This is a genomic window from Flavobacterium sp. LHD-80, from assembly GCF_030929605.1.
Taxonomy (GTDB): Bacteria; Bacteroidota; Bacteroidia; order Flavobacteriales; family Flavobacteriaceae; genus Flavobacterium.
Map to the genome: position 1 here is coordinate 275,804 of NZ_JAVFVS010000011.1, position 25,242 is coordinate 301,045.

The following is a 25,242-nucleotide window of genomic DNA, read 5'->3' on the forward strand; positions in this document are numbered from 1 at the left end:
GGACTTCTCCCGAATCCTCGGGATTGCTCAGTTTAACAATGATTGTAAATCCGTGATAATTAGTGAAATTTGTGTTTTAAATCACATTTACTTCTGCTTCAATATGAATTCCGAATTTTTCAAAAACAGTTTTTTGAACTTCTTTTGAAACGGCTAAAATTTCTTGTCCGGTTGCGTTTCCATAATTGACTAAAACTAAAGCTTGATTTTTGTGAACTCCGGCGTCGCCAAATCGTTTTCCTTTAAAACCAGCCTGTTCTATCAGCCATCCTGCCGGAACTTTTACTTCGGTTGCAGAAACTTCGTAAAATTTCATTTCTGGAAATTTCTGATGAATTTTTTCAAAATCAGATTTCAATAAAATCGGATTTTTAAAGAAACTGCCACTGTTTCCTAATTCTTTTGGATCTGGCAATTTGCTTTGTCTGATCGCAATTACAGCATTGCTGACATCTTTTAATGTTGGTTCAGCAATATTGTTTTTAGCTAATTCAGCCAAAATATCGCCGTAAGATGTATTGATTTTATGATTGCGTTTTGTCAATTTATAAATAACCGAAGTAATAATAAATTGATCTTTAACTTCATTTTTAAAGATGCTTTCTCTGTATCCGAAATTGCATTCGACATTACTGAAAGTTTTTATTTCCTGAGTTGCAATATTTATTGCTTCGCATGAAATAAAAGTGTCTTTAATTTCGGTTCCATAAGCACCAATATTCTGAACAGGAGTTGTACCGACATTTCCCGGAATCAATGACATATTCTCTAATCCTCCAAAATTGTTTTCGATTGTCCAAAGAACGAAATCGTGCCAAGTTTCGCCGGCTTGACTTTCAACCCAAACAAAATCATCGTCTTCTTTAATTATTTCTTTGCCTTTTAAATCAATATGAATAACCAGAGCATCAATATCTTTGGTTAAAAGCATATTGCTTCCGCCACCAAGAATAAATTTTTTCTCGTTTTTGTTTTCTTCTAAAATGGTTTTCAATTCGGCAACCGAATGCACTGCAACAAATTGTTTTGCTTTGGCTTCAATGCCAAAAGTATTGTAGTTTTTTAAAGAAAAATTGGATTGGATTTCCATATATAAAAGGCTTTTTAATCAGAGTTCAAAAGTAAGGATTATAATTTTTGGTTTAACCGCAAAGACGCAAAGTTTTGCGCAAAGTTCACAAGGCTTTTAATTAAATATAAAGTTTTACTTACGATGCACTCAGTTGAATTTTTGTTTTTTGTATGTTTGATTGAATATATTAGGTATAATTATGTCGAAATCATTTCTGAGCTATAAGATTATCGGTTTTTTAATAGTTACTATGTTTGTTTCTATTGGCTCTAATGCTCAAATGAATATAGTTGGAATTTGGAGTACTAAGGAAATAATTGGCCTTAATAATGTTCTTGAATATTCTTTAAAAGAGCAAAAGACTCAGGATTTCGGGCGATATTTAACATTCAGAGATGATGGTACTTTTTTAAGTGATGAATATGGAGAATGTTTAAGTGGTTGTTCTGTTTTTACTTCTGGAAATTATAAAATAATTGACGATTATCACATACATATTAATGTTCGAAAAGTTCATTACAGTGGTATAACTTGTGGAATGATGAAAGTAGATGAATCGAAGATTATTAAAGATTTAGGCATTTTTTACATTTATAAGGAAGAAGGTTCAATTCGATTGATTTCGAGTAACGGCATTTTGCAAGATGATAAAGATAAAATGCTTTACACTCAATTGCTTGATTCCTTTGATAAGCAGTGGAAGTCTTATAATTATGTTTGGAGAAATACAGATAGTAATCTGCCAGACGAAATTGTGAAAGATTGTGAAGACAAAAGAATACCAGTTGATTTATCTCAATATAAAATAGTTTTTTCTAAAATTGAAGATTATGGAAATGTCTTTCTTTTTAGGCGAAATGAAGATTTTCATTACGTAGTTTATAATGCTTTTAACAAAAAGGTTTCTTTGGCTTATCGAAAATAAGATTTTATAATCGCAAAGACGCAAAGTCTTACGCAATGAACGCAAAGCTTAGCGAACTTTGCGTAAGACTTTGCGTCTTTGCGGTTAAATTATTTTTAAGAATCAAGAAGCTCATGATATTTCTCCGCAATAACCTTCATATTAATATCATAATTAGCATTTTCTTCTACAAATCTTCTATTTCGAATAATGGCTTCATTTCTATATTCAGCATTTTCAAAAGACCAAATCAATTCTTCGGCCAGCATTTCGATATTGTCAATTTCAATTAATTGTCCGTTTTCGCGATGCGTAATCCAACTTTGATTTCCTGGAATATCCGAAACTACAGGATAACAATTGCAAGCCATAGCTTCAAATAAAGAGGCCGAAACGCCTTCGGTAATAGGCATGCTGATATAAATATTGGATTGCTGTAATAATTTAGGAAGTTCTGTATTTGGAATTCTTCCGGTGAAAATTACTTTATTGTCGATTTGCAGTTCTTTGGCTAAATCTTTTAAAAATTGCAACCGAGTTCCGTCGCCAACAATCGTCAGTGAAAAATCAATTCCTTTTTGATTCAAAATTCCGAAAGCTTTCAATATAGAATCGTGACGATATTCGGGCTGTAAAGAACGCGTTACAATCGCTTCGATTTTAGTTGAAGTATTTGTTGATGGCGTAAAAAGCGATAAATCAATTCCTTTTGGAAGAACCAAAACTTTATTCATATCAACTCCAGTCGCTTTCATATGAATTGCCATTACTGGACCCCAAGCGTGAATTAAATGTGCTTTTTTGAAAGCATATTTCTGAATGAATTTTTTAAACGGATATAAAACAGAAGTTTCTGGCCATAAATCCGTTCGGCCTTGTTGTGCAATCGCGATGGTTTTAGATCCTGATAAAGCAGCAAGAAATCCGTAGCTTGTTGTTCTTTCGGCGATAACCATATCCGGTTTTTCTCTTCGGATTATTTTTCGAATTGAAACTGGCGCGAAGAAATATTCTAGAATACGTTTGAATCTTTGATTATTCGAGGTTTGAAGTTCCCAAGTGATAATTTCAAAATCGCCAAATTCTTTCAGACCTTTCATCCAAGTTATGGCGTCAGCGCGATAAGATTCTCCAAGAAAAAGTATTTTTCTTTTCATTCATTTATTGTTTTTTGCCACAGATTAAAAAGATTAAAAGGATTTTTGCTGTTGCGAAAAAATAATCTGTGTTAATCTTTTTAATCTGTGGCAAATAAAATTAAAATTCTTCAGTATCTAAAGCACGATTGATAAATTCGTTTAAAGGCTTTAATGCAATTAGTTTTTTGCTCATTTTCGAAACGAAATCTTTCTGTGTAACTTCAGAAATATCATATTTTTGAGTTGCAGTAAAACTCTTCAATTTTAAAAACTCAATTGCGGGATGATCTTTTTCGTAACCGCGGGGCATGCTTTTTAGTGAATTATTTTCGTTGATATCAAGACTTCCAAATTCTCTTTTGAAATCTTTATTGTTTAAAATTTCTTCTAAATCATCGTGAAAAAAAGCAATTTCTTTTCGAACTTTCTTTAAATCTTCTGATTCCGGAGAATAAAATCCGCCCGCAATAAAACTGGCTCCTTTTTCAATATGAACATAATATCCCGCACGGTTTAAACCTTTAGTTCCGCCTGACATCCAAACGCCTAAATGCGCTTTATAAGGAGATTTGTCTTTAGAAAAACGAATGTCTCGATTAATTCTGAAAGTACAGTTTTTAACTTCTAATAATTCTAATGAAGGATCTAGAGGTTTCATAATATCCAGAAAGTCGCTTACCAATTGATGGTAATCTTTTTTGAAGATTTCGTATCGTTTTTTATTTTCCTGAAACCAGTCTCTATTGTTGTTCTTTTTTAAATCGTCTAAAAATTGCAATGATTCTTTAGTCAGCATAATCGATTTTTTTTATTGCAGTTAATGTTTGGGCTAATTTACTGATTTAGTTCGCCACGAATTTCACGAATTTACACGAATTTTTAAATTGCTTAATTGTTAAGCTTTGACAAAGTTTAAAACTTTGTCAAAGTTTTAATTCGTGAAAATTCGTGTAATTAGTGGCATAAAAATCACAAATTAAATATTTTATAACTTTGATGCGTTGATTTTACAATTGCTTCCGTTCGTTCAGGATGTGTGTCAGAAATGAAAAGCTGGCCGAAAGTTTCGGTATTTACCATTTCAACAATTTTTGCAACTCGGGTTTCATCGAGTTTGTCAAAAATATCATCAAACAATAAAATAGGTTTTACACCGCTTTTTTTCTTCAAAAATTCAAATTGAGCCAATTTTAAAGCAATCAAAAATGATTTTTGCTGTCCTTGTGATCCGAATTTTTTTATTGGATGCGAATCAATTTCAAAAGACAAATCGTCTTTGTGAGTTCCCGAAGTTGTGTAATGCAACGCTCGGTCTTTATTAATATTTTCCTGAAGAAGCGATAATAAGTCTTTTTCGAATAACTGACTTTCATAAACCAATTGCACTTTTTCCTCAGATCCAGTTATTGCATGATGGTGTATATTAAATATAGGTATAAACTGTTCCAGAAAATCTTTTCGTTTTTCAAAAATCGATTTTCCAAATTCATTCAGTTGCTCATTATATATAGATAAGGTGTCGTTGTCGAAAGTATGATTGAGGGCAAAATATTTTAAAAGTGCATTTCGCTGTACAATTACTTTTTGATACTGAATTAATTGATGCAGATAAGTTGAATCTAATTGCGAAATAACGCTGTCCATAAATTTGCGACGTGTTTCGCTTCCTTCAACAATTAAATCACGGTCGGCAGGCGAAATAATCACAAGCGGAATAAATCCAATATGATCTGAAAATTTATCATAGGCTTTTCCGTTTCTTTTTAAAACTTTCTTTTGCCCTTTTTTTAAACTGCAAACAATTTGCTCTGTTCTTTCGTTTTTTTCTATTTCGGCATCAATTACAAAAAACTCTTCTCCGTGTTTGATATTTTGAACCGCAAGCGGATTGAAATAGCTTTTTCCGTAAGCCAAATGATAAATTGCATCTAAAACATTGGTTTTGCCAATTCCGTTTTTCCCCACAAAACAGTTGATCTTGACGTCGAAATCAAAACTCGCTTCAGAGAAATTTTTATAATTGAATAAAGAAATTTTGTTTAAATGCATTTTAAGAGGTTCTAAGAAGAAAAATTACTGTTTTGAAAGCAGTAAAATTGAGGCTGTAAAATTATCTAATTTTATCGATATATGGGGCTTTTGCTCTGTTTCAAGTTGATTTATTTTACCGCTTCCGCGAAAGGACAAGCTTGGCGGAAAATTATTTTTTTTAAAATAGTGATAAAATTGATTTTTTTTGCCTCAGTTTCAAGAAAAATTTTATTTTTGCCGTTCACTAAATTATTATTAAATGGCAACTTACAATAAAAGAGGATATAAGACACCAAAAGAGAAGGAAGTAAAAGAAGTTAATGAAGAACAACAGGTAATTATTGACGAAAAAGACAGCACAACAGCTGGTGTTTTTTCAAAATTGGATGAAACTGCTTCAAAAACTGAGGATTGGGTGGCTAAAAATCAAAAAATCATTATTGGTTTAGTTGCAGGTATTGCAGTGGCTACTATTGGTTATTTGGCTTACCAAAAATTTATTGAAACTCCTAAGCAAGACGAAGCTGCAAATGAAATGTTTGTTGCACAGCAAAATTTCCAAAAAGCTGTTGATGGTGTTGCAAGTGATTCATTGTACAAATTAGCTTTAAATGGTTCTGAAGGTAAATTCGGATTCGTTAAAATTGCTGACGAATATTCTGGAACAGATGCTGGTAACTTAGCAAACTACTATGCTGGTATGGCATATTTGAATACAGGTAAATTTGATGACGCTATCAAATATCTTGGAGAATTTAAATCTGAAGATGCAATTTTAAGTGCTTTGGCAAAAGGTGCTATTGGAGATGCTTATTCTCAGAAAAATAACCAAAAAGAAGCGTTAAGCTATTATGTAAAAGCTTCTGAGTCAAATAAAAATGATTTCACTACGCCTCGTTTCTTGTTAAAAGCGGCTAAAACTGCTTTGGCTTTAGGTCAAAAAGAAGACGCTTTAAAATATTTAAACGATATTAAGGATAACTTCGATGCAACTCCAGAAGCAGCTTCTGTTGATGTATTGATTGGATTAGCGCAATAATTTAATTTCTAGAGTTCAGATTTTAGATTTTAGATTCGTATTTTAGCAATCTGAAATCTATATTCAAAAATCTAAAATTTAAAGATGGCTACCGAAAATAAAAATTTATCAGAATACGATAAAAACACAATCCCAAATGCGAAAGACTTTCGATTTGGGATTGTTGTTTCTGAGTGGAACGACATTATAACTGAAGGACTTTATAATGGTGCTTTTGATGCATTAGTTGACTGTGATGTTCCAGCGCAGCAAATTATCCGTTGGAATGTTCCTGGAAGTTTTGAGCTTATTTATGGCGCAAAAAAAATGCTTCAAACACAAAATGTCGATGCTGTAATCGTAATTGGATGTGTGATTCAAGGAGAAACTAAGCATTTTGATTTTGTTTGTGAAGGCGTAACGCAAGGAATTAAAGATTTGAATGTTCAAACTGATATTCCTGTTATTTTCTGTGTTTTGACAGATAATAACATGCAGCAATCAATTGACAGAAGCGGTGGTGCTCACGGAAACAAAGGAACTGAAGCGGCAATCGCTGCAATCAAAATGGCGTATATTCGTCAACAGGCTTCAATTTCGCATCCTTTTAATCAGCCATTATTATCGTCAGGCGCACTTCAAATCGAAGATAAGCCTAGAAAAATCGAGAACGAATAAAACACAATTGTTTTAAAAATGCTAAAACCTATACTGTGTAAAATAGTATAGGTTTTTTGTTTTTTTTATGACTGCAGATATTCAAAATCACAACCAAAATTCATTAAATTTGTACACCTCGGTTTTTTAAAATCAGAGTGAACTAATAACATCAATCTAAGATTTTTAAGTAAAATCAAAGACAAACCTTTAACCCAAATTTCTTAATGTCGAGTATAATTCAATTGCTTCCCGATCACGTTGCTAACCAGATTGCCGCTGGAGAGGTGGTTCAAAGACCTGCTTCTGTGGTAAAAGAATTGTTAGAAAATGCTGTTGATGCAAAAGCAACTGATATCAAATTGATTATTAAAGATGCTGGGAAATCGTTAGTTCAGGTTATTGATAATGGAGTTGGAATGACAGTTACAGATGCACGTTTGTGTTTCGCTCGTCATGCAACTTCAAAAATTCGCCAGGCCGAAGATTTGTTTTCACTTGGCACAAAAGGTTTTCGTGGAGAAGCATTGGCCTCTATTGCGGCGATTGCGCACATGGAAATGAAAACCAAACAAGATCAGGACGAACTTGGAACGCATATTGTAATTGAAGGAAGTAAATTTGTTTCGCAGGAAGTGGCGGTTTTGCCAAAAGGAACTTCATTTGCTGTAAAAAACCTTTTCTTCAATATTCCGGCGCGACGTAATTTCTTAAAGTCGGATACAGTTGAGTTTCGTCATGTTATGGACGAATTTCAGCGTGTTGCTTTGGCGCATCCAAATATTCATTTTAGCTTTTATCACAATGGAAGCGAATTGTATAATCTTCCATCAGCAGGCTATCGCCAAAGAATTGTTGGGATTATGTCGGGGAAAACCAATGAAAAATTGGTTCCGGTAAATGAAGATACTGAGATTATAAATATTCAGGGATTTGTCTGCAAACCAGAATTTGCTAAGAAAAGCAGAGGAGAGCAGTTCTTTTTTGTAAATGACCGTTTTATAAAAAGTGGTTATTTGCACCATGCAGTTATGGCGGCTTATGACGGACTTTTAAAAGATGGTTCACAGCCAAGTTATTTCTTGTATTTGCAAGTACCGCCAAATACAATCGATATTAATATTCATCCAACTAAAACAGAAATTAAGTTTGATGATGAACAAGCTTTGTATGCGATTTTAAGAGCATCAATTAAACATAGTTTAGGGCAGTTTAACGTGGCGCCAGTTTTAGATTTTGACAGAGATTCAAATTTAGATACGCCATATCATTATAAAGATTTAGAAGCTGAAACACCAACAATTCAAGTTGATGGAACTTTTAATCCTTTTACAGATGATAAAACGAATCAGCATTATACTAAAGGAGGTTCGGGATCTGGTTATAGTTCAGTTTCTTCGTCCTCTTCAGGTTCTTCGTATACTGGATCATCCTATTCAGGTTATTCAAAAAGAGTAGAACCAACAGCTAGTTGGGAAAGTTTGTATGTTGGCTTAGATTTAGAAAATCCGGAAACGATCGAGAGTTCGCCTTTTACATTCGAAAATGAAGAAGTGACTTCATCTTTATTTAATGATGATGATGTTGAACAGGCAAGTCAAAAAACCTATCAAATTCATAAAAAATATATTGTTTCTCCTATCAAATCGGGGATGATTATTGTTGATCAACAGCGTGCGCATCAACGTATTTTGTACGAGCAGTTTTTATTGAATATGACTGTTAATCAAGCTTCAAGTCAACAATTGCTTTTTCCGTTAGATTTGTTTTATTCTGCTGTTGAAATGAAATTGATAGAAGAATTAAAACCTTCACTAGAAACAACCGGATTTATTTTTGAAGATGCCAAAACAGATCATATAGTAATTTCGGGAATTCCGGTAAATATTACCGAAAGTGAAGTTCCGATCGTAATAGATCAGCTGTTAAGTGACTTACAGGATGGAATTCCGGCGAGCAGTTACAGTCAAAATGATACCATTGCAAAATCGATGGCTAAAAGTTTAGCGGTTAAAACAGGATCTTATTTAACCGAAAAAGAGCAGGATAACTTGGTAAGTGGTTTATTTGCCTGCAAAGATCCAAATATTTCACCTTTTCAAAAACCTACTTTCATCACCATGCGTGTTGAAGATATAGATAAAAAGTTTGCCTTATGATGAATATCACTCCAGTTGTAAAACAGCTGCTTATTATTAATATTATATTTTTTATTGGTGCTCAAATAGTGCCAGTTTCTTATAACTACTTGATTATGTATTTTCCAGAAAATCCAAATTTTGGAATCTGGCAGATAATTACGCATATGTTTATGCATGCTAATTTTTTGCACATTGCATTTAATATGTTTGCGCTTTACTCTTTTGGATCAATGCTGGAGCATTTTTGGGGTGGTAAAAAGTTTTTGTTCTTTTACATCTCATGCGGTTTGGGAGCTGCTCTGCTGAATTTTGCAGTTAATTACTATTATTTTCAGGAAGGTTTGAATGTTTTAGTTGCTAATGGATTTTCAAAAAGCTATGTATTGCAACTTTTAAGTGAAGGCAAAATTGTAGTCCAATGGAAAGAAATGTTAACCGTTTCTCAATGGGATAATTTTTCAGGTGCTTATGGAAGCGCAGTTTTAGGTGCTTCTGGTGCTATTTATGGTTTGCTGACAGCTTTTGCATTTATGTTCCCAAATGCAGAATTGGCTCTGATGTTTATCCCGATTCCAATTAAAGCTAAATATTTTGTGCCAGGACTTTTATTAGTAGATTTATTTTTGGGTTTAAAAGGAAGTTCGCTTTTTGGAAGCGGAGGAACAGGAATTGCGCATTTTGCACACCTTGGTGGTGCAGTGGCTGGTTTTTTGATGATGTTGTACTGGAAAAAAAATCAGTTTAATAACAATCGTTGGAATTAATTTTTAACTTTAATTTATTAACTTTAAAAAACGAAACGGAGACTTTATGAATATTCTTGATGATTTAAAACTGCAATATAAACTTGGTGGTATCGCCATGCGTGTTATTTATTGGAATGTTGCTTGTTTTTTAATTTCTTTGATATTTTTCTATCAGTTTTCAAATGGTCAATTTAATTTTCCTAATTGGCTTGCATTATCGTCAGATCCACAGGTTTTTATGTTTAAGCCTTGGACGTTTTTAACGTATGCTTTCTTTCATTATGGACCAATGCATCTGTTATTTAATATGCTGGTTTTAAACTTTGCAAGTAATTTATTTTTGACGTTTTTTACTCAAAAACAATATTTGGGTCTCTATATTTTAGGGGCTGTTTTTTCAGGAATCATATTTGTGTTAAGCTATTATATTTTAGGAAATTCAGCTTTAATAGTTGGTGCTTCGGCGGCAATTATGGCAATATTAGTTGCAGCGACAACCTATCAACCTTTAATGAGTGTTAGATTGTTGTTTTTTGGAAATGTTAAACTCTGGCATATTACCGGAGTAATTTTGCTTTTAGACTTAATGCAGTTGCGCCTTGAAAATATGGGTGGCCATATTTCGCATTTAGCTGGAGCATTTTTTGGATTTATATTTATAAAATTGCTTCAAAATGGTACTGATTTAAGTATCATTGTTTCTAAAGTGTTAGACTTTTTTGCTAATCTCTTTAGAAAATCTCCATCGACCCCATTTACAAAAGTTCATAAAAATTACAAAAAACCTACGGAAAAAGTGACGACATCACGAATTGTTACGAAAGACAAAACGCAACAACAGATTGATGAAATCTTGGACAAAATTAGCCAGTCTGGTTATGATTGTCTCACAAAAGAAGAAAAAGAGTTTCTATTTAGAGCTGGAAAATAATCCTTTTAGCAAATAATATGAAAAACCTTTCGTGGTTTAATAAAATAATGTTCTTTTTGAATATAGTGCTAACTGTGCTCACATTTAGCGTCTATATTTTGCCATTTCTAGCACCTAAAAGTTTTCCGCTTTTATCGGTGCTTACGTTGTTTATGCCTGCTTTTTTTGTTGCCAATGGATTGTTCTTCGTTTATTGGGCGATTCAGTTTAAAAAACGCCTTATTTTATCTGGTTTGGTGTTGTTGATGGGAATTACATTTATTAGTAAATTCTATAAATTTTCGGCAAAGGAATATGTAAAAGATGAAAGAGACTTTTCGGTTATGAGTTACAATGTCCGTTTATTTAATGTTTTTAAATGGCTAGATCGTGATGATATTCCTGAGAATATTAAAACTTTTATCGATGATAAAGACCCTGATATTTTGTGTATTCAAGAATATTCTAATTCAGCGCATTTGGATTTAAAAGTATATCCGCACCGTTATATTTTTATCGATGGAAATCAAATTAAAACGGGCCAGGCTATTTTTTCAAAATTCCCAATTATTGATGAAGGAAACATCGTTTTTCCTAAATCTGATAATAATGTGGTTTATGCCGATATTAAACGAGGAAAAGATATTATTCGTGTTTATAATATGCACTTGCAATCCATTAAAATATCTCCAGATGTAAGTGATATTTCGAATGATATTGATAATGTAAACCAGAAAAAATCACAGCGTATTTATGCTAGAATCAGTAAAGGATTTACGCAACAGCAAGAGCAGGCTGAAATTTTTAAGGAACATATTAAAAAGTGTAAATACCCAATTATTATTTGCGGAGACATGAATAACAGTCCGTTTTCATACGTTTACCGAAATATTAAAGGAAAGCTTAAAGATGCTTTTGAAGAAGCCGGAGAAGGCTTTGGAGCAACTTATAAATTTAAATACTATCCTGCGCGAATTGACTATATTTTTACTGATACTAAAATGAAAGTAAAACAGTTTGAAAGTTTTTCTGATTTCGAAAATTCAGATCATTACCCAATAATGACCCGACTTTCGATAGATCAGTTTTAGAGGAAAGTTAGAAGCTGTTTGTTGTAAGTTATGAGTAATTGTTGAAAGTTTAAGAAAACTTATAACTCATAATTTCTAATTCATAACTTATACTATTTTCTGCGTCTTTAAATAATCCATTGCAAATTTACCTTCGTTAAAAAGTAAATCTAAAACGCTTAAATTGTTGATAAAACCATGTTTATCATCAAAAACCTGAGTATATTTTTCGAATGAATTGGCATCTTTTTTACCGTTTGCCAAATATCTGAAATCCGAAACATTTTCAACTTCATGGAAATATTCGGTAGTCTTTCCGAATTCTAATTTCATTCTCAGACATTTTGTAACGATATCAAAAACTTCCAAGTTGAGATCCATTAAAAAAGTGTGCTTCTTTTCGAAAATAGGCGTGATGTCATCTTCAAAAAACTCAAAAAATGGAGAGCTTCTATAAGCAGCTTCTAAAGATTTGAAGTGCTGTTTTTGCCAATCAAATTCATTTTCGATCAAAACATCTTTCGTTTTTTGATGAGCCGATTTTGAATGTTTTACGGGGATATTTAATAACTGAATTCCGTTTGGACTATAAATATAAGTACGATTTCTATTAGTCTGCTTCTGAAAATTATCTTCCATTTCAAAAGTAATCGTCTCAGATTGAGCCATTACTGCAAAGTGACTGATTGAAGGAAAATAGGTAGGAAGTAGTAAAGAGTTCATTTTGATTTTTGTTTAAAAGTTTCAGGTTTCAAGTTTCATGTTTTTGCGAACTTGAAACTTGAAACCTGAAACAAAAATAACAATTTTTGATTATGCTTTATTTTCTTTTCTCTTTCTCCAGAAGAAATCTCCAACGAAATAAAGAGCAAGTAAAATTAAGAAATATTTGAAATAAGATTGTGGCTGTCCTTCGCCATCAACAGTTGTGAAAACTCGGCTCCAACGAATTTTGTTGATACCTTTTCCGTTTGTGTCCCAGCTTAACCAGATAAAAACAGGTTTTCCAACAATGTGATTTTCTGGAACATATCCCCAATAACGGCTATCTTCAGAGTTATGACGGTTGTCTCCCATCATCCAATAGTAGTTTTGTTTGAAGGTGTAAGTCGTTGCTGGCTTTCCATTGATGAAAAACTTAGAATCTTTTAGTTCTAATGTATTTCCTTCATAATTAGTGATGATATCTTTGTAATATGGCAAAGATTCATTTGTCAATGCTACTGTTTTTCCAGCTTCAGGAATATAAATTGGTCCCATATTGTCTTGGTTCCCTTTATTGATATGCGGATAAATTGCATTATCATTTCCTGTGTCAACTTTTCTGATTACAGCGCTTACTCCAGGAGTATTTCTGAATCGTTCTGCTCCAGCTTCCGTTAAAGCTCCTAGAACTAGTGTGTCTCTTTTTTCTTCATTTTTAAAATAACCTCCGTCAGTGATATCCAATTCTTTTACTAAAGATTGTAAATCAACAGGAGTTTTTCCGTCAAATGCTATTGTATATGAATATTGAGGTTTTGCGCGCTCCGGAAGAGTTAATTTCGCGCCATTGATAAATACATAACCATCTTTAATTGATAAACTGTCTCCAGGAATACCAACACATCTTTTTACATAATTTGATCTTTTATCGATTGGTTTTATAACACCTGGTTGTCCTTTTCTTTCATAAAAATAATGTACAGTATCGGCAGGCCAGTTGAAAACAACAATATCTGTTCGTTTTATTTTTTCAAACGCAGGTAATCTGAAATAGGGTAATTGTGGCCATTTCAAATACGATTTGCTTTTTGTCATTGGTATCGAATCGTGAACCATTGGTAAAGCAACCGTTGTCATTGGAACTCTTGGCCCATAATTTAATTTGCTGACAAACAAAAAGTCGCCAATTAATAATGATTTTTCAAGAGATGATGTTGGAATCGTATAAGGCTGTACTACGTAAGTGTGTACTAATGTTGCAACAATTATAGCAAAAAGTAATGAACTAACCGTGTCTGCAGTTTTTGTTTTTGGCGTTAAATCACGGTTGGCATTATATTCTAATTTCTGAGTGTAGTTCACATAATAGATATAAAAACCTAAAGTAAAAATTCCTAGAATGGTATCTAAAGTTGATCTTTTTCCGAAAGTTCTCAATGTTTCAACCCAAACTACTGGAAACATAATTAGATTGATAATTGGAATGAAAAGCAGTAAAGTCCACCAAGTTGGGCGACTGATTATTTTCATTAAAACAATTGAGTTGTAAACAGGAATTGCAGCTTCCCAACTTTTTCTTCCTGCTGCTTGATACAATTTCCATGTTCCAATAAAATGAATCACCTGAACGGCAAGGAAAAATACAAACCAAAGATATAGTGTCATAATATTTTGTTTAAAGTTTGAAGTTTAAGATTGTCTAATTTGAAATCTTAAGCCTTAAATCAGTTTTATTTTAGATTTAATACGTCTTTCATGGTATAGATACCTGTTTTTCCTGCTAACCATTCAGCAGCAATAACAGCTCCAAGAGCAAAACCTTCGCGATTGTGAGCGGTATGTTTAATTTCAATGCTATCAATAGCTGAATCGTAATTTACGGTATGAGTACCAGGAACTTCGCCAATTCTTTTCGCTTCGATGTGAATTTCATTGTTTTTTGCTTCGTCTAAAGTCCATTCAGAATAATTGCTGTTTTCAATAACACCTTTTGCTAAAGAAATTGCTGTTCCGCTTGGAGCATCAAGTTTATGGATATGGTGAATTTCTTCCATTGAAACTTTGTAAGAATCAAATTGTGCCATGATTTTGGCTAAATATTCATTTAATTCAAAGAAGATATTTACACCTAAACTGAAATTAGAACTTGATATAAAACCGCCTTTTTTCTCATTGCAAAGTGCGATCATTTCGTCATAATGTTCTAGCCATCCAGTTGTTCCAGAAACTACAGGAACATTCGCATGAAAACAGTTTGAGATGTTGTCAACAGCTGCTGTTGGAACACTAAAGTCAATAGCAACATCGGCAGTTGAAAGTCCTTCGTAAGTGTTAAATTCGTCTTTTTTCAAAACAATTTCATGGCATCTTTCTAAAGCAATTCTTTCAATTACTTTACCCATTTTGCCATATCCTAAAAGCGCAATTTTCATGTTGTATATTTTTTAAATTTCAAGTAGCTTTTCAGGCTATTTAAAAGTGTAATTAAGAGTTAGTCCAACGTTTGGTTTAAAAGTTACATCGCTGGGATAAATTTCGGGACGCATTGATAATCTTTCGTTTACGTTAAATTGAATCAAAGCGGCATCAACATTCGCATCAATAATATTTAAAACATAAAAGCCAACCACGAATAACGCTGATAAATCTCGGTTTCTTTGATAGAATTTTTGACCAGCAATAAGGCGGTCATCATCTAAAAATTGGTAATTATCATCGTTGTAACCTTCTAGTCTGCGTTTATATGCGTCGCGATAATCGTGGTATTTTTTATTGTTGTCAATGTAGAAATAAAGACTGGTTCCAATTGCTCCGTAAACGAGCGGAATTTTCCAATATTTTTTGTTGTATGCTTGGCCTAAACCAGGTAAAATTGCAGAATAAAAAGCAGCTTTTGCTGGTGTAAGCGGGTCTATTTCTTCCAATTTGGTAGTGTCTTTAGCGACTAAAACCGCATCTGATTTTGCCTGGGCAAAAATAGAAGCGGTTCCTATGAGAAAGAACAATAAACTTATGGGGACAATCTTATTCACTATCCATTAATTAATTTTATAATTCTATTAAAGTCGGCTTCAGAATTAAACGGAATTGTGATTTTTCCTTTTCCATTGCCAGCGACTTTAATATCAACTTTCGAACCAAAATAATCGTTGAAAGTATTTTTTTGTGTTTCTCTAACCACAAACGAAGAATCTGCTTTTGGCTTCCCTTCTGCTTTTGGTTGTTGACCCTCGTGATAATTTTTAACTAAAGCTTCAGTTTCACGAACAGAAAGATTTTGACTTACAATTTTCTGATAAATATCAGTTTGAACGTCTAAATCTTCAATATTAATGATTGCTCTTCCATGTCCCATGCTGATAAAACCATCACGAATTCCTGTTTGGATAATTGGATCTAATTTTAAAAGACGTAAATAGTTGGCAATTGTAGAACGTTTTTTTCCAACGCGCTCACTCATTTGTTCTTGTGTTAACTGAATTTCGTCAATTAAACGTTGATACGAAAGAGCAATCTCGATTGGATCTAAATCATGACGCTGAATATTCTCTACTAACGCCATTACTAATGATTCATTGTCATTAGCAATACGAATATATGCAGGAACATGAGTTAAGCCAACTATAGTTGAAGCACGCAAACGACGTTCTCCAGAAATTAATTGGTATTTGTTAAAATCTAATTTTCGAACAGTAATAGGTTGAATTACGCCAAGTTCTTTAATAGAAGTGGCTAATTCGCGTAATGATTCTTCATTAAAATTGCTTCTAGGCTGAAACGGATTTATTTCGATAGCACTTATTTCAAGCTCAATAATATTTCCAACAACCTTATCAGCATTTTTGTCATCTACTGATTTAATGTCGTTTTCGGGATCTTTTAATAATGCTGATAATCCTCTTCCTAAGGCTTGTTTTTTAATTGCTTTTGTCATAAAAACTATTTGCTGTTTTTCTTTATAATTTCTTGCGCTAAATGAATATAGTTTACGGCTCCTTTACTAGTTGCATCATAATTAATGATACTTTCTCCAAAACTTGGTGCCTCACTTAATTTTACATTTCGCTGAATAACAGTTTCAAAAACCATATCGTTAAAGTGTTTTTGAACCTCTTCAACAACCTGATTTGATAAACGTAATCTAGAATCGTACATCGTTAATAACAATCCTTCGATATCAAGATCTGGGTTGTGTATTTTTTGAATACTTTTAATAGTGTTCAAAAGTTTTCCTAATCCTTCAAGTGCAAAATACTCGCACTGAATAGGAATAACTACAGAATCTGCTGCTGTTAAAGCATTCAAGGTTAACAAGCCTAGAGATGGTGCACAGTCAATGATGATATAATCATATTCTTGTTTTGCTTCCTCTAATGCTTTTTTAAGCATATACTCGCGGTTTTCTTTGTCAACCAATTCAATTTCGATAGCAACAAGGTCAATGTGAGCAGGGATCACGTCAACATTTGGAGCTGTACATTGTAAAATGGCTTCTTTTGGTGTTACAGTATGCTCAAGAATTTGATAAGTTCCAATTTCAACTGATTCTACATCAATTCCAAGACCAGATGTAGCATTGGCCTGAGGATCAGCATCGATTAGTAATACTTTTTTCTCTAAAACACCTAATGAGGCTGCAAGATTTACTGATGTAGTAGTCTTTCCAACGCCTCCTTTTTGATTAGCAATAGCAATGATTTTGCCCATTTATTTTCTGAATTTTGAACCGTAAAAATACAATTATTTATGGTTTTTGAAAATCTATTTTGTTAACATTTAAGAAACGTTGCTTATTCGTGGTTTCATGGGTGTTCGGAACAAAATATTTTAAGTTGTAAATAGAATTACCATTGGAATCTTGACCAATTTAGTTGATGTCGCTCCTGTAAAAAGTCAGGAATCTAATTTTGCCTTCAAGAAACGACCTTATTTTAAAATTTAAAAGATGATGTGATTTTATATTAAAAGAAATTTCAATCGTTTATATTCTTCATTTTTTTAATTTTTGTTGGGTAGCAAAATCGTTTAGAAATCAATGGAAATATTGTAGATAGCTTGTTTATGGTAGGAAATACTGACTTTGTATAGTTTTTGATAAGAAAATTGAGAGCAAAAGTGGACTTTTAGGTTGAAGATTATCGCTATTTTGGGTTCTCTAAAAACTAAGATTATTACAAACTATTAAACCACAAAAATGAACATTCTTAAGAGTAAAAAAATGATTTCGGTATTTACAGCATTTGTGTTTATACTGATTCTATGCAGTTTTGTTTCACCTTATTCAGTTAATGAAAAAGTACAGGAGAAAAAGGCCGAAAGTAAAATTTTTTATAACAAAAAGAAACATGACATGACATTATCATGGTCGGCTTTTGGTTCTTCGGGAAATTATATAATTACAAGAGGAGGAAGTCGTTTGGCATCAGATTTTGTGCAAGTAGGTTCAACTTCTAAATTGACCTTTACTGATACTAAACCAAATGTTGATAAATATGAGAATTATTATAAAGTTACTCGTAACGATATTGCCATTATAATTTCCCTTGAAAACCAGATTTTTGGTGACAATATGTATTTCTTTGATAGAAAGCATGAGAAAGCAGAAGCTGCGCGAAACGAAATTAATTCACAATTCGCAACTATTGGTTTAGGCGGAGCAAATGGCGAGTGGACAACAAAACGTCAAGCTTATTATTTTAAAGCCAATGTTAATGGTCAAACTTATGATGTTGGAGGATCTGGTTCTGCATCTTCGGCGGAAGCCAATTCAATAGAATTAGGATTTTATTCTCATATAGGAGGTTTGGGTAAAGTTCCTTCAGATGTTAAATTGGGATCTATATTTACAAGACCTCATTTGTCAGGCGGAGCAAATGCTACATGCACATTTTGGCGTTCTGTAGAAAATGTTGAAGTGATGCGTGATTTTTCATGGACCGTTTCTCAGTCAACCAGCGCCAGAAGATTGTTGATTGAAAGTACTTCGAAGTATATTTCGGACATTGGAAACACAAATTTTTGGGGAAGTGGAGGTTTTATTGCCGATACTCATTATACATCATCCAGGCCAAATTGGGCCGGACAACAACAATGGTATACTAGAAATACTGTTTTTCCTTCGGGTTCAGGAGCAATGGGTGGTTCTTATAATATGGTTTGGCAAGGCTGTGTCAATCCTCCGCAAGAAGATGAGAAAAACTCTCCGGTTCCTACGGCACCTATTATAAGAGAAAAGCCTTTTCTTTTTATTGATAAAGATGGAGAATACAAAGTATTTGTTCCAGCATGGCAAAAGGATAGAGTAGGCGTTTCTTGGTCGGCAACAGATATGGGTAAAGGTAAAATTCAAGATTTGCTTACTGAGTGGTATGTTGCCAAAGGAGGTGATACTGATGTGGAAATCAATGCCGCGCTAAAAGCAGGCAAAAATGTATTTTTTACGCCAGGACATTATTCATTGAATGCGCCTATTCAAGTAAACAGAAAAGATGCAATATTACTAGGTGCCGGAATAGCTTCGGTGACACTGGAACCAACTGAGAAAAACACTTGGGGTTGTATTTATGCCGATGATAAGGATGGAATTATCATTGCCGGACTTTTAATGGATTCATTTAATAGTACAACGTATCAGGTTAGAATTGGAAACGAAGTAGCAAAAGGAGATCATTCCGCAGATCCTATTTTATTGACAGATATTACTTGTCGAGTAGGCGGGGTTCAGTCAAAAAATATTCAGATTCAGGTTGCTATGCAAATAAACAGCAATAATGTGGTTGGTGATCATTTCTGGTTATGGCGTGCTGATCATGGTTCGCAGAAAGGTGGAGATCTTCGATGGGTAAGAGACAGATGCAAAAACGGACTTATTGTTACTGGAAATGATGTTACGCTTTATGGTTTATTTGTTGAGCACTTTCAGGAATATGAGGTGTTATGGCTTGGAGAACGCGGCAGAACGTATTTCTTTCAAAATGAACCGCCATATGATGCTCCAAATCAAACAAGTTGGAGCAGTCAAGGAGGCAAAGTTGATGGTTGTGCTGCATTTAAAGTTGCAAATACCGTAAAAGAGCATCATAGTATAGGAATGGGGTCTTATGCAGTTATGACGGGAACTGACGGAAATGTAAATAAGAAAAATGGTTTTGAAGCTCCTAATAGCCCAAATGTGACGCTTGAAAAAATGTGTATTACTCGTTTTGCAGGTTCAGGAAATATTCAAAATGTTATTAATAGTACTGGCGGAAGCACAGCAACTGGTGTAAAACGTGTGGCGGTATACAATAAGGGAGAAGGTACACAACCTTTTGATGAAGCGTTTAATTTGCCGAGTAATGAATCGTATCCTGCTTATATTAGTATGGAGAAATAAATGAATAGAAAATATTTTTGAAATTAGAACCTCTAAAAATCAATTGATTTTTAGAGGTTTTTTAGTCGATATATTGTAGTTTTTCTGTGTAAGGCTTTGTTTTTTTTAGTTTGTTGTAATGAAAGTTTCTTAGAAATTATTTTTTGTCCTTTTGTGTTTTTAACTCAATCAAACATCAATAATTCTATGTAGGTTATATATTTAAATGCATTAAAATTCTATTGCTACACAAAACTATATCATTGCTCAAATTATTTATAGTGACATGGCTGTTTATCCTTTTAAGTTTTTGGTTTTTATTTGTTTGGCCAGTATTCTTTTCTACGAATTAACTATGACAAAATACTTTCAAAATAAAGCTCAGGTAAAATTATTTTGATTTCCTGCGAAGTTTCTTCTTTAAGCCAGTACAAAATGAAATTCACGTTTACGCTTTTCAATTTATAGTGTTTTGATTCCATTTCCTCAATTTTCTTAATGAGCAGCTTTGAAAATTTCAACACAGATTGCCCATTTGAATTTAAGCACTCATCACCCTTTACATGTAATACTTCTCCACAGACCAGTTGGGAAACTAAAACTTGTTTGTTGATGAAATAGTCTAACCAGATATCTTTCAGAGTTGCATGTACAGCAATTTTATCAGGTGTATAGTAATTTTCAAAATCTTCGATTTGTTCGAGATTTTCCGCCACCAAATGATTAAGATAGTTTGCATTTAGATGCACATTTAGATTGTGTTTAGCTCTGGTCATTGCTACATATAATTGTCGCTTGGCTTCATCTGTAGCTATGTTAAAGTTCTCAAGTAAAAGGAATACATTGTCAAATTCTTTTCCCTTGGCTTTATGAATGGTTGAGACAAAAATTGTTTCGCCATTTTCATTATAAAAATCCTCCAATTTAGATTCGCGGATCAAAACTTCTAAGTCAGATTTATACTTTTTGTAAGGATTAGTGGTTTCAAAATCTTTTATTATGTTCAGGTAGATTTCTAATTTATTGCTGTTACGGAACGTGTTTAGTAACTCTTGTTTAGCATTGTTCCAAACTTCATCACTTATTGTGTAAATATCAGCTCCCAAATCTACTTTATCCAGTAAAAATCGGACTTCAACAAGATTATATAAACTAAAACCGTCGTTAGATTGTATCAGTTTTGCATTAATGCCATTCTTTAAAAGCAGTCCGGCAACTTTGACAGCTTCCTCGTTCGTTTTTGTGAGCACACATGTGGTTCCAGAAAGATCTGTGTTAGCGACATCGGTTACAAGAGGTGTGATCAGATTATTGCTTTGATATCTAACAACTTTGATTATTTCATTATCGGTTTGATTGGCAATAATCGGTGTTTCTTTTAACCTGTGGTGAATTTGTTGGACAAATTGATTTGAGAATGTAACCAGATTGCTTTTACTACGGTAATTTTCAACCAATTCATGTTTTATGGCCTTGTTGTCATAAATGAACTGTTCAAGATATTTAGAACTCGCGCCCCTAAATTCATAAATATTTTGATCATCATCTCCCACAGCAATAACCCTCATTTCTTCATTCTGCTCCATCAATGCGTTAATAAGAGCGAACTCGTCTGCATTCATATCTTGGGCTTCGTCAATAACTAAAACGGTCTTTGTAATTTTACTGACCTCAACATCACCATTTTTAATTCTTTCAACCGTAGTGTTTAAAATATCTGTTGATTTTTCTAAAGTACCAACTTTCCCCAGAAGATCAAAACAATAAGAATGGAATGTTTTAATCTCAATAAAGTTTGCGGCATTGCCAATCAGCTTTAGTAAACGCTTTTTAAATTCGGTAGCAGCAGCCCTGGAAAATGTCAGCATTAATAGTTGCTCATGTTTAACATCCTCCATCAACAGGAGCGAAGCCAGTTTATGGACCAAAACCTTTGTTTTTCCACTGCCTGGGCCTGCAGCAATTACTATATGCTTCGTTTCATTATCATTAATAATTTTCAACTGTGTAGGAGATAATTCACCGAATAGCTGTCTGAATTTTGCAGGGGTAATATTTCGTTTAATCTCATTTTGCCTGCTTCCTTTAAAATATTTGTTTAAGAAAGAGTTATAATTGAGTTGGAAATAATCCTCTGCAAACTGAAGTGCATTCCTGTAATCGTTAATCATTCTTTGGGCATATTCGCCCACAATGTGAATTTGCTGGACTTTGCTTTCGTAAAACTGACTGAGCTTTTGATAATCGTCTTTAGTGTATTGCTTTTTATTATTTTGCTCAGTTCGCTCAATGGTTAAGCGGTTATACACAACAAGAAAACCGCCTTCTATCTTTATTGCTTCAATTCGTGAAAGGTAGAATAATGTGTCTTCAATATCATCAATGCTTATTTCTTTTTTGAAAAGGCTGAAACTATTATCATAAGCAGCCTTTAGTTCATGTACTGAAAACTCCACCAAAATCTCATCTTTGTCTTCCTGATCTTTTACGGCTTCAGTGATGGTCTTATCATAAAAAAAATCAACAATAAATTTTGCAAGCTCATGCCGTTTTTCAAGTTTCTCTTTTAGTTGATCTTTACTTTGAAGGCAACATACAACAATATGGTTTTTAGAATGTTCTAAATTTTTTCTTTTAATCCAGTTTTTAATAGACCAAAAGTTAATGACAGTTTTCAGCTTATTGGTATTTACACCATCACATCCATTTTTTTCAGCCTCTTCGTTCAATTCTTTCAAATGAAAGATAGTTTCTTCCTCTTTGAAAACCGGAAATAAAAAGTTTTCAATTTTACTATATGTCTCTACAATGAAAAGAGAGCGGTTTTTATTTTCTGCTTTCTTAATAAATGCAGTCAAGTCCTTTGCATCGGCTAGGATATTCTCCTCACGTAGCAGGTTTATCACATTAATGACTTCTTCTTTAACAATGCCTAAATGATCACTGATATAGTCTACCCTTGATTCGGCAGTCTCGTTATTGGTCTGTTTTCTGCTTTTGCTTGAAAAGAGTTTCTTTATAATACGTACGCCTTGTTCTTTTTGCTTTTCTTCAAACTTTTCGGAAGCGCTTATCTTATCAATGGCTTCCTGTGCATTTTTAGATAAAATACTATTAGCGAACACTCTTGGCATGTTCTGGCCACGTTTAAGATATCCGGCATCTTCAAGGGCAGCAATAGCAGTAGTTACACGCGTTTCTATTTCTACAACATTATCATCCCAACCAGCTTTGCGGGCAATTTCCAATGCTGAATTGGATACTTTAGAGCGAAATCTTGTGATATCTTTTATCGCTTTCCATACCTGCTGGATTTCTTTTATGGAAAGTTTGGTCTGGTTCAGCAAAATAAAGTGCTTACTGAGATCTTCTTCATTGAATAGTACAAAACAATCAGCTGAAATATTTTCATCCCTGCCTGCGCGCCCTGCTTCCTGAACATAGTTTTCAAGTGAATCTGAGATTTCGTAATGAATAACCAAGCCCACATCTTTTTTGTCTACGCCCATGCCAAAGGCAGAAGTCGCCACCATTATTTGCGTTTCACCATTTAAAAAGGCATCTTGGTTTTCGGTTTTTTCCTGTTTATCCATTTTGCCATGGTACGGTTTTGCACTAAAACCGTCATTGGCTAACCTTTCTGCAAGCAGAAACGCTTTTCGGGTTCGGGATACGTAAATAATAGTGGGGCAGTTTTTCTCTTCGATTAAATCCCGGGCGGTCAAATATTTTTCTTCTTCATTTTGTTTTTCAAAAACCTTGTACTGAAGATTAGTCCTTGACGCTTTTGAAGTAAAAACTTTAAGATCCAGCGATAACTTTTCGCTAAAATAATCCCGTATGTCTTCAATTACCTTCTGTTTGGCCGTTGCGGTAAAGCATGACACCGGTATACCATCTTCAAGGTTTTTCTTTTGTTGAATTAATTTTATAAAATCGCCAATGTAGAGATAGTCTACCCTGAAATCTTGTCCCCATGAGGAAAAGCAGTGCGCTTCATCAATTACAAAACGGGCCACTTTCCTTCCTAAAATCAGCTTTTCAATAGTTCTTGACCGTAGTGATTCAGGAGAAATATATAAAATAGATGCAGAACCGTCTTCAATACGCTCAAACGATTTGGCTCTTTCAATAGGATCTAATAGGCCGTTAATAGTAACGGCTTCAGTTATGCCATTCTTCTCGAGGTTATCAACCTGATCTTTCATTAGGGATTGAAGTGGAGAAATTACGATGGTCAGTCCTTTTGAATTTTCAGCGCTCATAAGTGCTGGAACCTGAAATGTAATTGATTTTCCTCCACCTGTTGGGAAAACAGCCAGTACAGAATTGTTATTCACGGCTGCCTTGACAGCTTTTTCCTGGAGTGGCTCGCCACCATAAGTTCGGTATGAGTCGAAACCAAAAAATCGTTTTAATCCTTTGTATATGTCAAGGGCGTTATTACAATAAATACAGCCGGCTATGCAAGGTTCACTCCGCAACAATCGCATTATGCGCTCTACCTCAGGGAAGTTCTTTAAAACCCAAGGCGGTGTAATGGAATGAACCGTTTTATGGGTTATAAATGAATTGATCAATGCCAGGCAATACGCCAGTTCAATAGGGTGGTCAGCTATTATTTTGGTTAGATTTGCATCTTCGCAAATTTCATTACGGAATTTTAATCTAATCAGAGCTTCTGTATCAGTATTAATACTCCTGTAATTTACAAACTTAAAAAATGCACCAAATTCCTTCGTGGAATTTAAGAGGTGGTAAAAGATTTCTTTAAACGTTTCATCAATTTGCCAAAAAGTGGCAACCTCACTATTGAATAAATCCCGTGCCTTAATGGAATCGTTTAGTGGGTTATTTGTGTCTTCTGTCTGAAGTTTGTCATCCTTCAATAATGCATGGTAGGGTTTTGTGGGGAATAATAGGGGGGACAGGTATAGCGTATCAATTATGTTTGAGGTGTTAATACCAGCATCATAAATTGCACTACTTATGTATTTTATATCGTGATTTAAAATGTTATGCCCGCACACATAATCACCGCCTTTGAGGAAATGGACGAAATCCCCTAAAGATGCTTTGTGGAATTGACTTCCGTTTTGTTTAATTGCCCCTATATCAAGGATTTTACCTTTCTTTGGTTCTATTTCGGTGTCAATAAATGTAATTAAACTGGTAATATTTTGTTCATCTATTAGCATTAAACTCAATAAAATTGCGGTTTGGTTAATCTTATCGGGCTATAAAATCATAAATATTTAATAGCGAGCATGATATGCTAATTTAGTATTTAATTTCTGATTTTTAGGATTTACTTAATTTTAATGTAAGATAACGTGGCATGAATTACCTCAAATGTTTTCAATGAGTTTTATAATCCTATTTTTCCGGGCATCAAGTGAATAGTGACGGTTTCAACCACGGTCTATATATTATAAATCGAAAATCATTTTAGGGTTATGGGAAGATTCTTAATTCCTCAGAATGACAAGTGGTTC

General features: G+C 33.7%; 19 protein-coding genes. 8 read left to right on the forward strand and 11 right to left on the reverse strand.

What is annotated here, in order from left to right; all coding sequences use genetic code 11:
- Positions 1-76 precede the first annotated feature (76 nt).
- A complete protein-coding gene (gene murB / locus RB619_RS16100; protein ID WP_308099294.1) occupies positions 77-1,090 on the reverse strand; it encodes a UDP-N-acetylmuramate dehydrogenase in 1,014 nt (337 codons plus the stop codon).
- Positions 1,091-1,322: 232 nt separating this feature from the next.
- Here murB and RB619_RS16105 point away from each other — a divergent pair, with 232 nt between their 5' ends.
- The gene (locus RB619_RS16105) at positions 1,323-1,997 is read left to right on the forward strand and encodes a hypothetical protein (RefSeq protein ID WP_308099296.1); all 675 of its coding nucleotides are present in this window, start codon (positions 1,323-1,325) and stop codon (positions 1,995-1,997) included.
- Positions 1,998-2,092: 95 nt separating this feature from the next.
- Here RB619_RS16105 and RB619_RS16110 read toward each other — a convergent pair whose 3' ends face one another.
- From RB619_RS16110 to recF, 3 genes are all read right to left on the reverse strand, one after another.
- On the reverse strand, positions 2,093-3,133 hold the full coding sequence (locus RB619_RS16110) for a glycosyltransferase (RefSeq protein WP_308099298.1): 1,041 nt from the start codon (positions 3,131-3,133) through the stop codon (positions 2,093-2,095).
- Positions 3,134-3,233: 100 nt separating this feature from the next.
- On the reverse strand, positions 3,234-3,911 hold the full coding sequence (locus RB619_RS16115; RefSeq protein ID WP_308099301.1) for a DUF2461 domain-containing protein: 678 nt from the start codon (positions 3,909-3,911) through the stop codon (positions 3,234-3,236).
- Between the two features lie 173 nt (positions 3,912-4,084).
- Entirely contained in the window at positions 4,085-5,164 is a 1,080-nt protein-coding gene (recF, locus tag RB619_RS16120) for a DNA replication/repair protein RecF (RefSeq protein WP_308099303.1), read from the reverse strand.
- Between the two features lie 241 nt (positions 5,165-5,405).
- Between recF and RB619_RS16125 the strand changes: the two genes are divergently transcribed.
- The 6 genes from RB619_RS16125 (at position 5,406) to RB619_RS16150 (ending at position 11,709) form a co-directional block, all read left to right on the forward strand.
- Positions 5,406-6,185 (forward strand): hypothetical protein, encoded by a 780-nt coding sequence (locus RB619_RS16125; RefSeq protein ID WP_308099305.1) that lies wholly within the window; start codon positions 5,406-5,408, stop codon positions 6,183-6,185.
- A gap of 84 nt (positions 6,186-6,269) precedes the next feature.
- On the forward strand, positions 6,270-6,842 hold the full coding sequence (ribH, locus tag RB619_RS16130; RefSeq protein ID WP_308099307.1) for a 6,7-dimethyl-8-ribityllumazine synthase: 573 nt from the start codon (positions 6,270-6,272) through the stop codon (positions 6,840-6,842).
- 206 nt (positions 6,843-7,048) lie between these two features.
- The gene (gene mutL / locus RB619_RS16135) at positions 7,049-8,980 is read left to right on the forward strand and encodes a DNA mismatch repair endonuclease MutL (RefSeq protein ID WP_308099310.1); all 1,932 of its coding nucleotides are present in this window, start codon (positions 7,049-7,051) and stop codon (positions 8,978-8,980) included.
- Positions 8,977-9,726 (forward strand): rhomboid family intramembrane serine protease, encoded by a 750-nt coding sequence (locus RB619_RS16140; RefSeq protein WP_308099312.1) that lies wholly within the window; start codon positions 8,977-8,979, stop codon positions 9,724-9,726. The genes mutL and RB619_RS16140 overlap by 4 nt, the downstream gene beginning before the upstream one ends.
- Positions 9,727-9,772: 46 nt before the next feature.
- Complete coding sequence (locus tag RB619_RS16145) at positions 9,773-10,639, forward strand: rhomboid family intramembrane serine protease (protein ID WP_308099313.1); 867 nt, start codon at positions 9,773-9,775, stop codon at positions 10,637-10,639.
- 47 nt (positions 10,640-10,686) lie between these two features.
- Positions 10,687-11,709 carry an endonuclease/exonuclease/phosphatase family protein gene (locus RB619_RS16150; RefSeq protein ID WP_308099651.1) on the forward strand — a complete coding sequence of 341 codons (1,023 nt, stop codon included), beginning with the start codon at positions 10,687-10,689 and terminating at the stop codon, positions 11,707-11,709.
- Positions 11,710-11,796: 87 nt separating this feature from the next.
- Here RB619_RS16150 and RB619_RS16155 read toward each other — a convergent pair whose 3' ends face one another.
- The 6 genes from RB619_RS16155 to RB619_RS16180 form a co-directional block, all read right to left on the reverse strand.
- Positions 11,797-12,411, reverse strand: a complete 615-nt coding sequence (locus RB619_RS16155; RefSeq protein ID WP_308099314.1) for a WbqC family protein — start codon at positions 12,409-12,411, stop codon at positions 11,797-11,799.
- A gap of 90 nt (positions 12,412-12,501) precedes the next feature.
- Entirely contained in the window at positions 12,502-14,058 is a 1,557-nt protein-coding gene (gene lepB / locus RB619_RS16160) for a signal peptidase I (protein ID WP_308099316.1), read from the reverse strand.
- 65 nt (positions 14,059-14,123) lie between these two features.
- Entirely contained in the window at positions 14,124-14,825 is a 702-nt protein-coding gene (dapB, locus tag RB619_RS16165) for a 4-hydroxy-tetrahydrodipicolinate reductase (protein WP_308099318.1), read from the reverse strand.
- A gap of 36 nt (positions 14,826-14,861) precedes the next feature.
- Complete coding sequence (locus RB619_RS16170; protein WP_133525368.1) at positions 14,862-15,425, reverse strand: DUF5683 domain-containing protein; 564 nt, start codon at positions 15,423-15,425, stop codon at positions 14,862-14,864.
- Positions 15,425-16,327, reverse strand: coding sequence for a ParB/RepB/Spo0J family partition protein (locus tag RB619_RS16175; protein WP_308099321.1), 903 nt, complete (start codon positions 16,325-16,327; stop codon positions 15,425-15,427). Before RB619_RS16175 ends, RB619_RS16170 begins: the two co-directional genes overlap by 1 nt.
- A 5-nt stretch (positions 16,328-16,332) precedes the next feature.
- The gene (locus RB619_RS16180) at positions 16,333-17,100 is read right to left on the reverse strand and encodes an AAA family ATPase (RefSeq protein ID WP_308099323.1); all 768 of its coding nucleotides are present in this window, start codon (positions 17,098-17,100) and stop codon (positions 16,333-16,335) included.
- A 487-nt stretch (positions 17,101-17,587) separates the two neighbouring features.
- On the opposite strand from RB619_RS16180, the gene RB619_RS16185 reads away from it, so the two are divergent.
- A complete protein-coding gene (locus RB619_RS16185) occupies positions 17,588-19,768 on the forward strand; it encodes a hypothetical protein (RefSeq protein ID WP_308099325.1) in 2,181 nt (726 codons plus the stop codon).
- A 332-nt stretch (positions 19,769-20,100) separates the two neighbouring features.
- On the opposite strand, the gene RB619_RS16190 is transcribed toward RB619_RS16185, so the two are convergent.
- Positions 20,101-24,945, reverse strand: a complete 4,845-nt coding sequence (locus RB619_RS16190; RefSeq protein ID WP_308099653.1) for a RecQ family ATP-dependent DNA helicase — start codon at positions 24,943-24,945, stop codon at positions 20,101-20,103.
- Between the last annotated feature and the right edge of the window lie 297 nt (positions 24,946-25,242).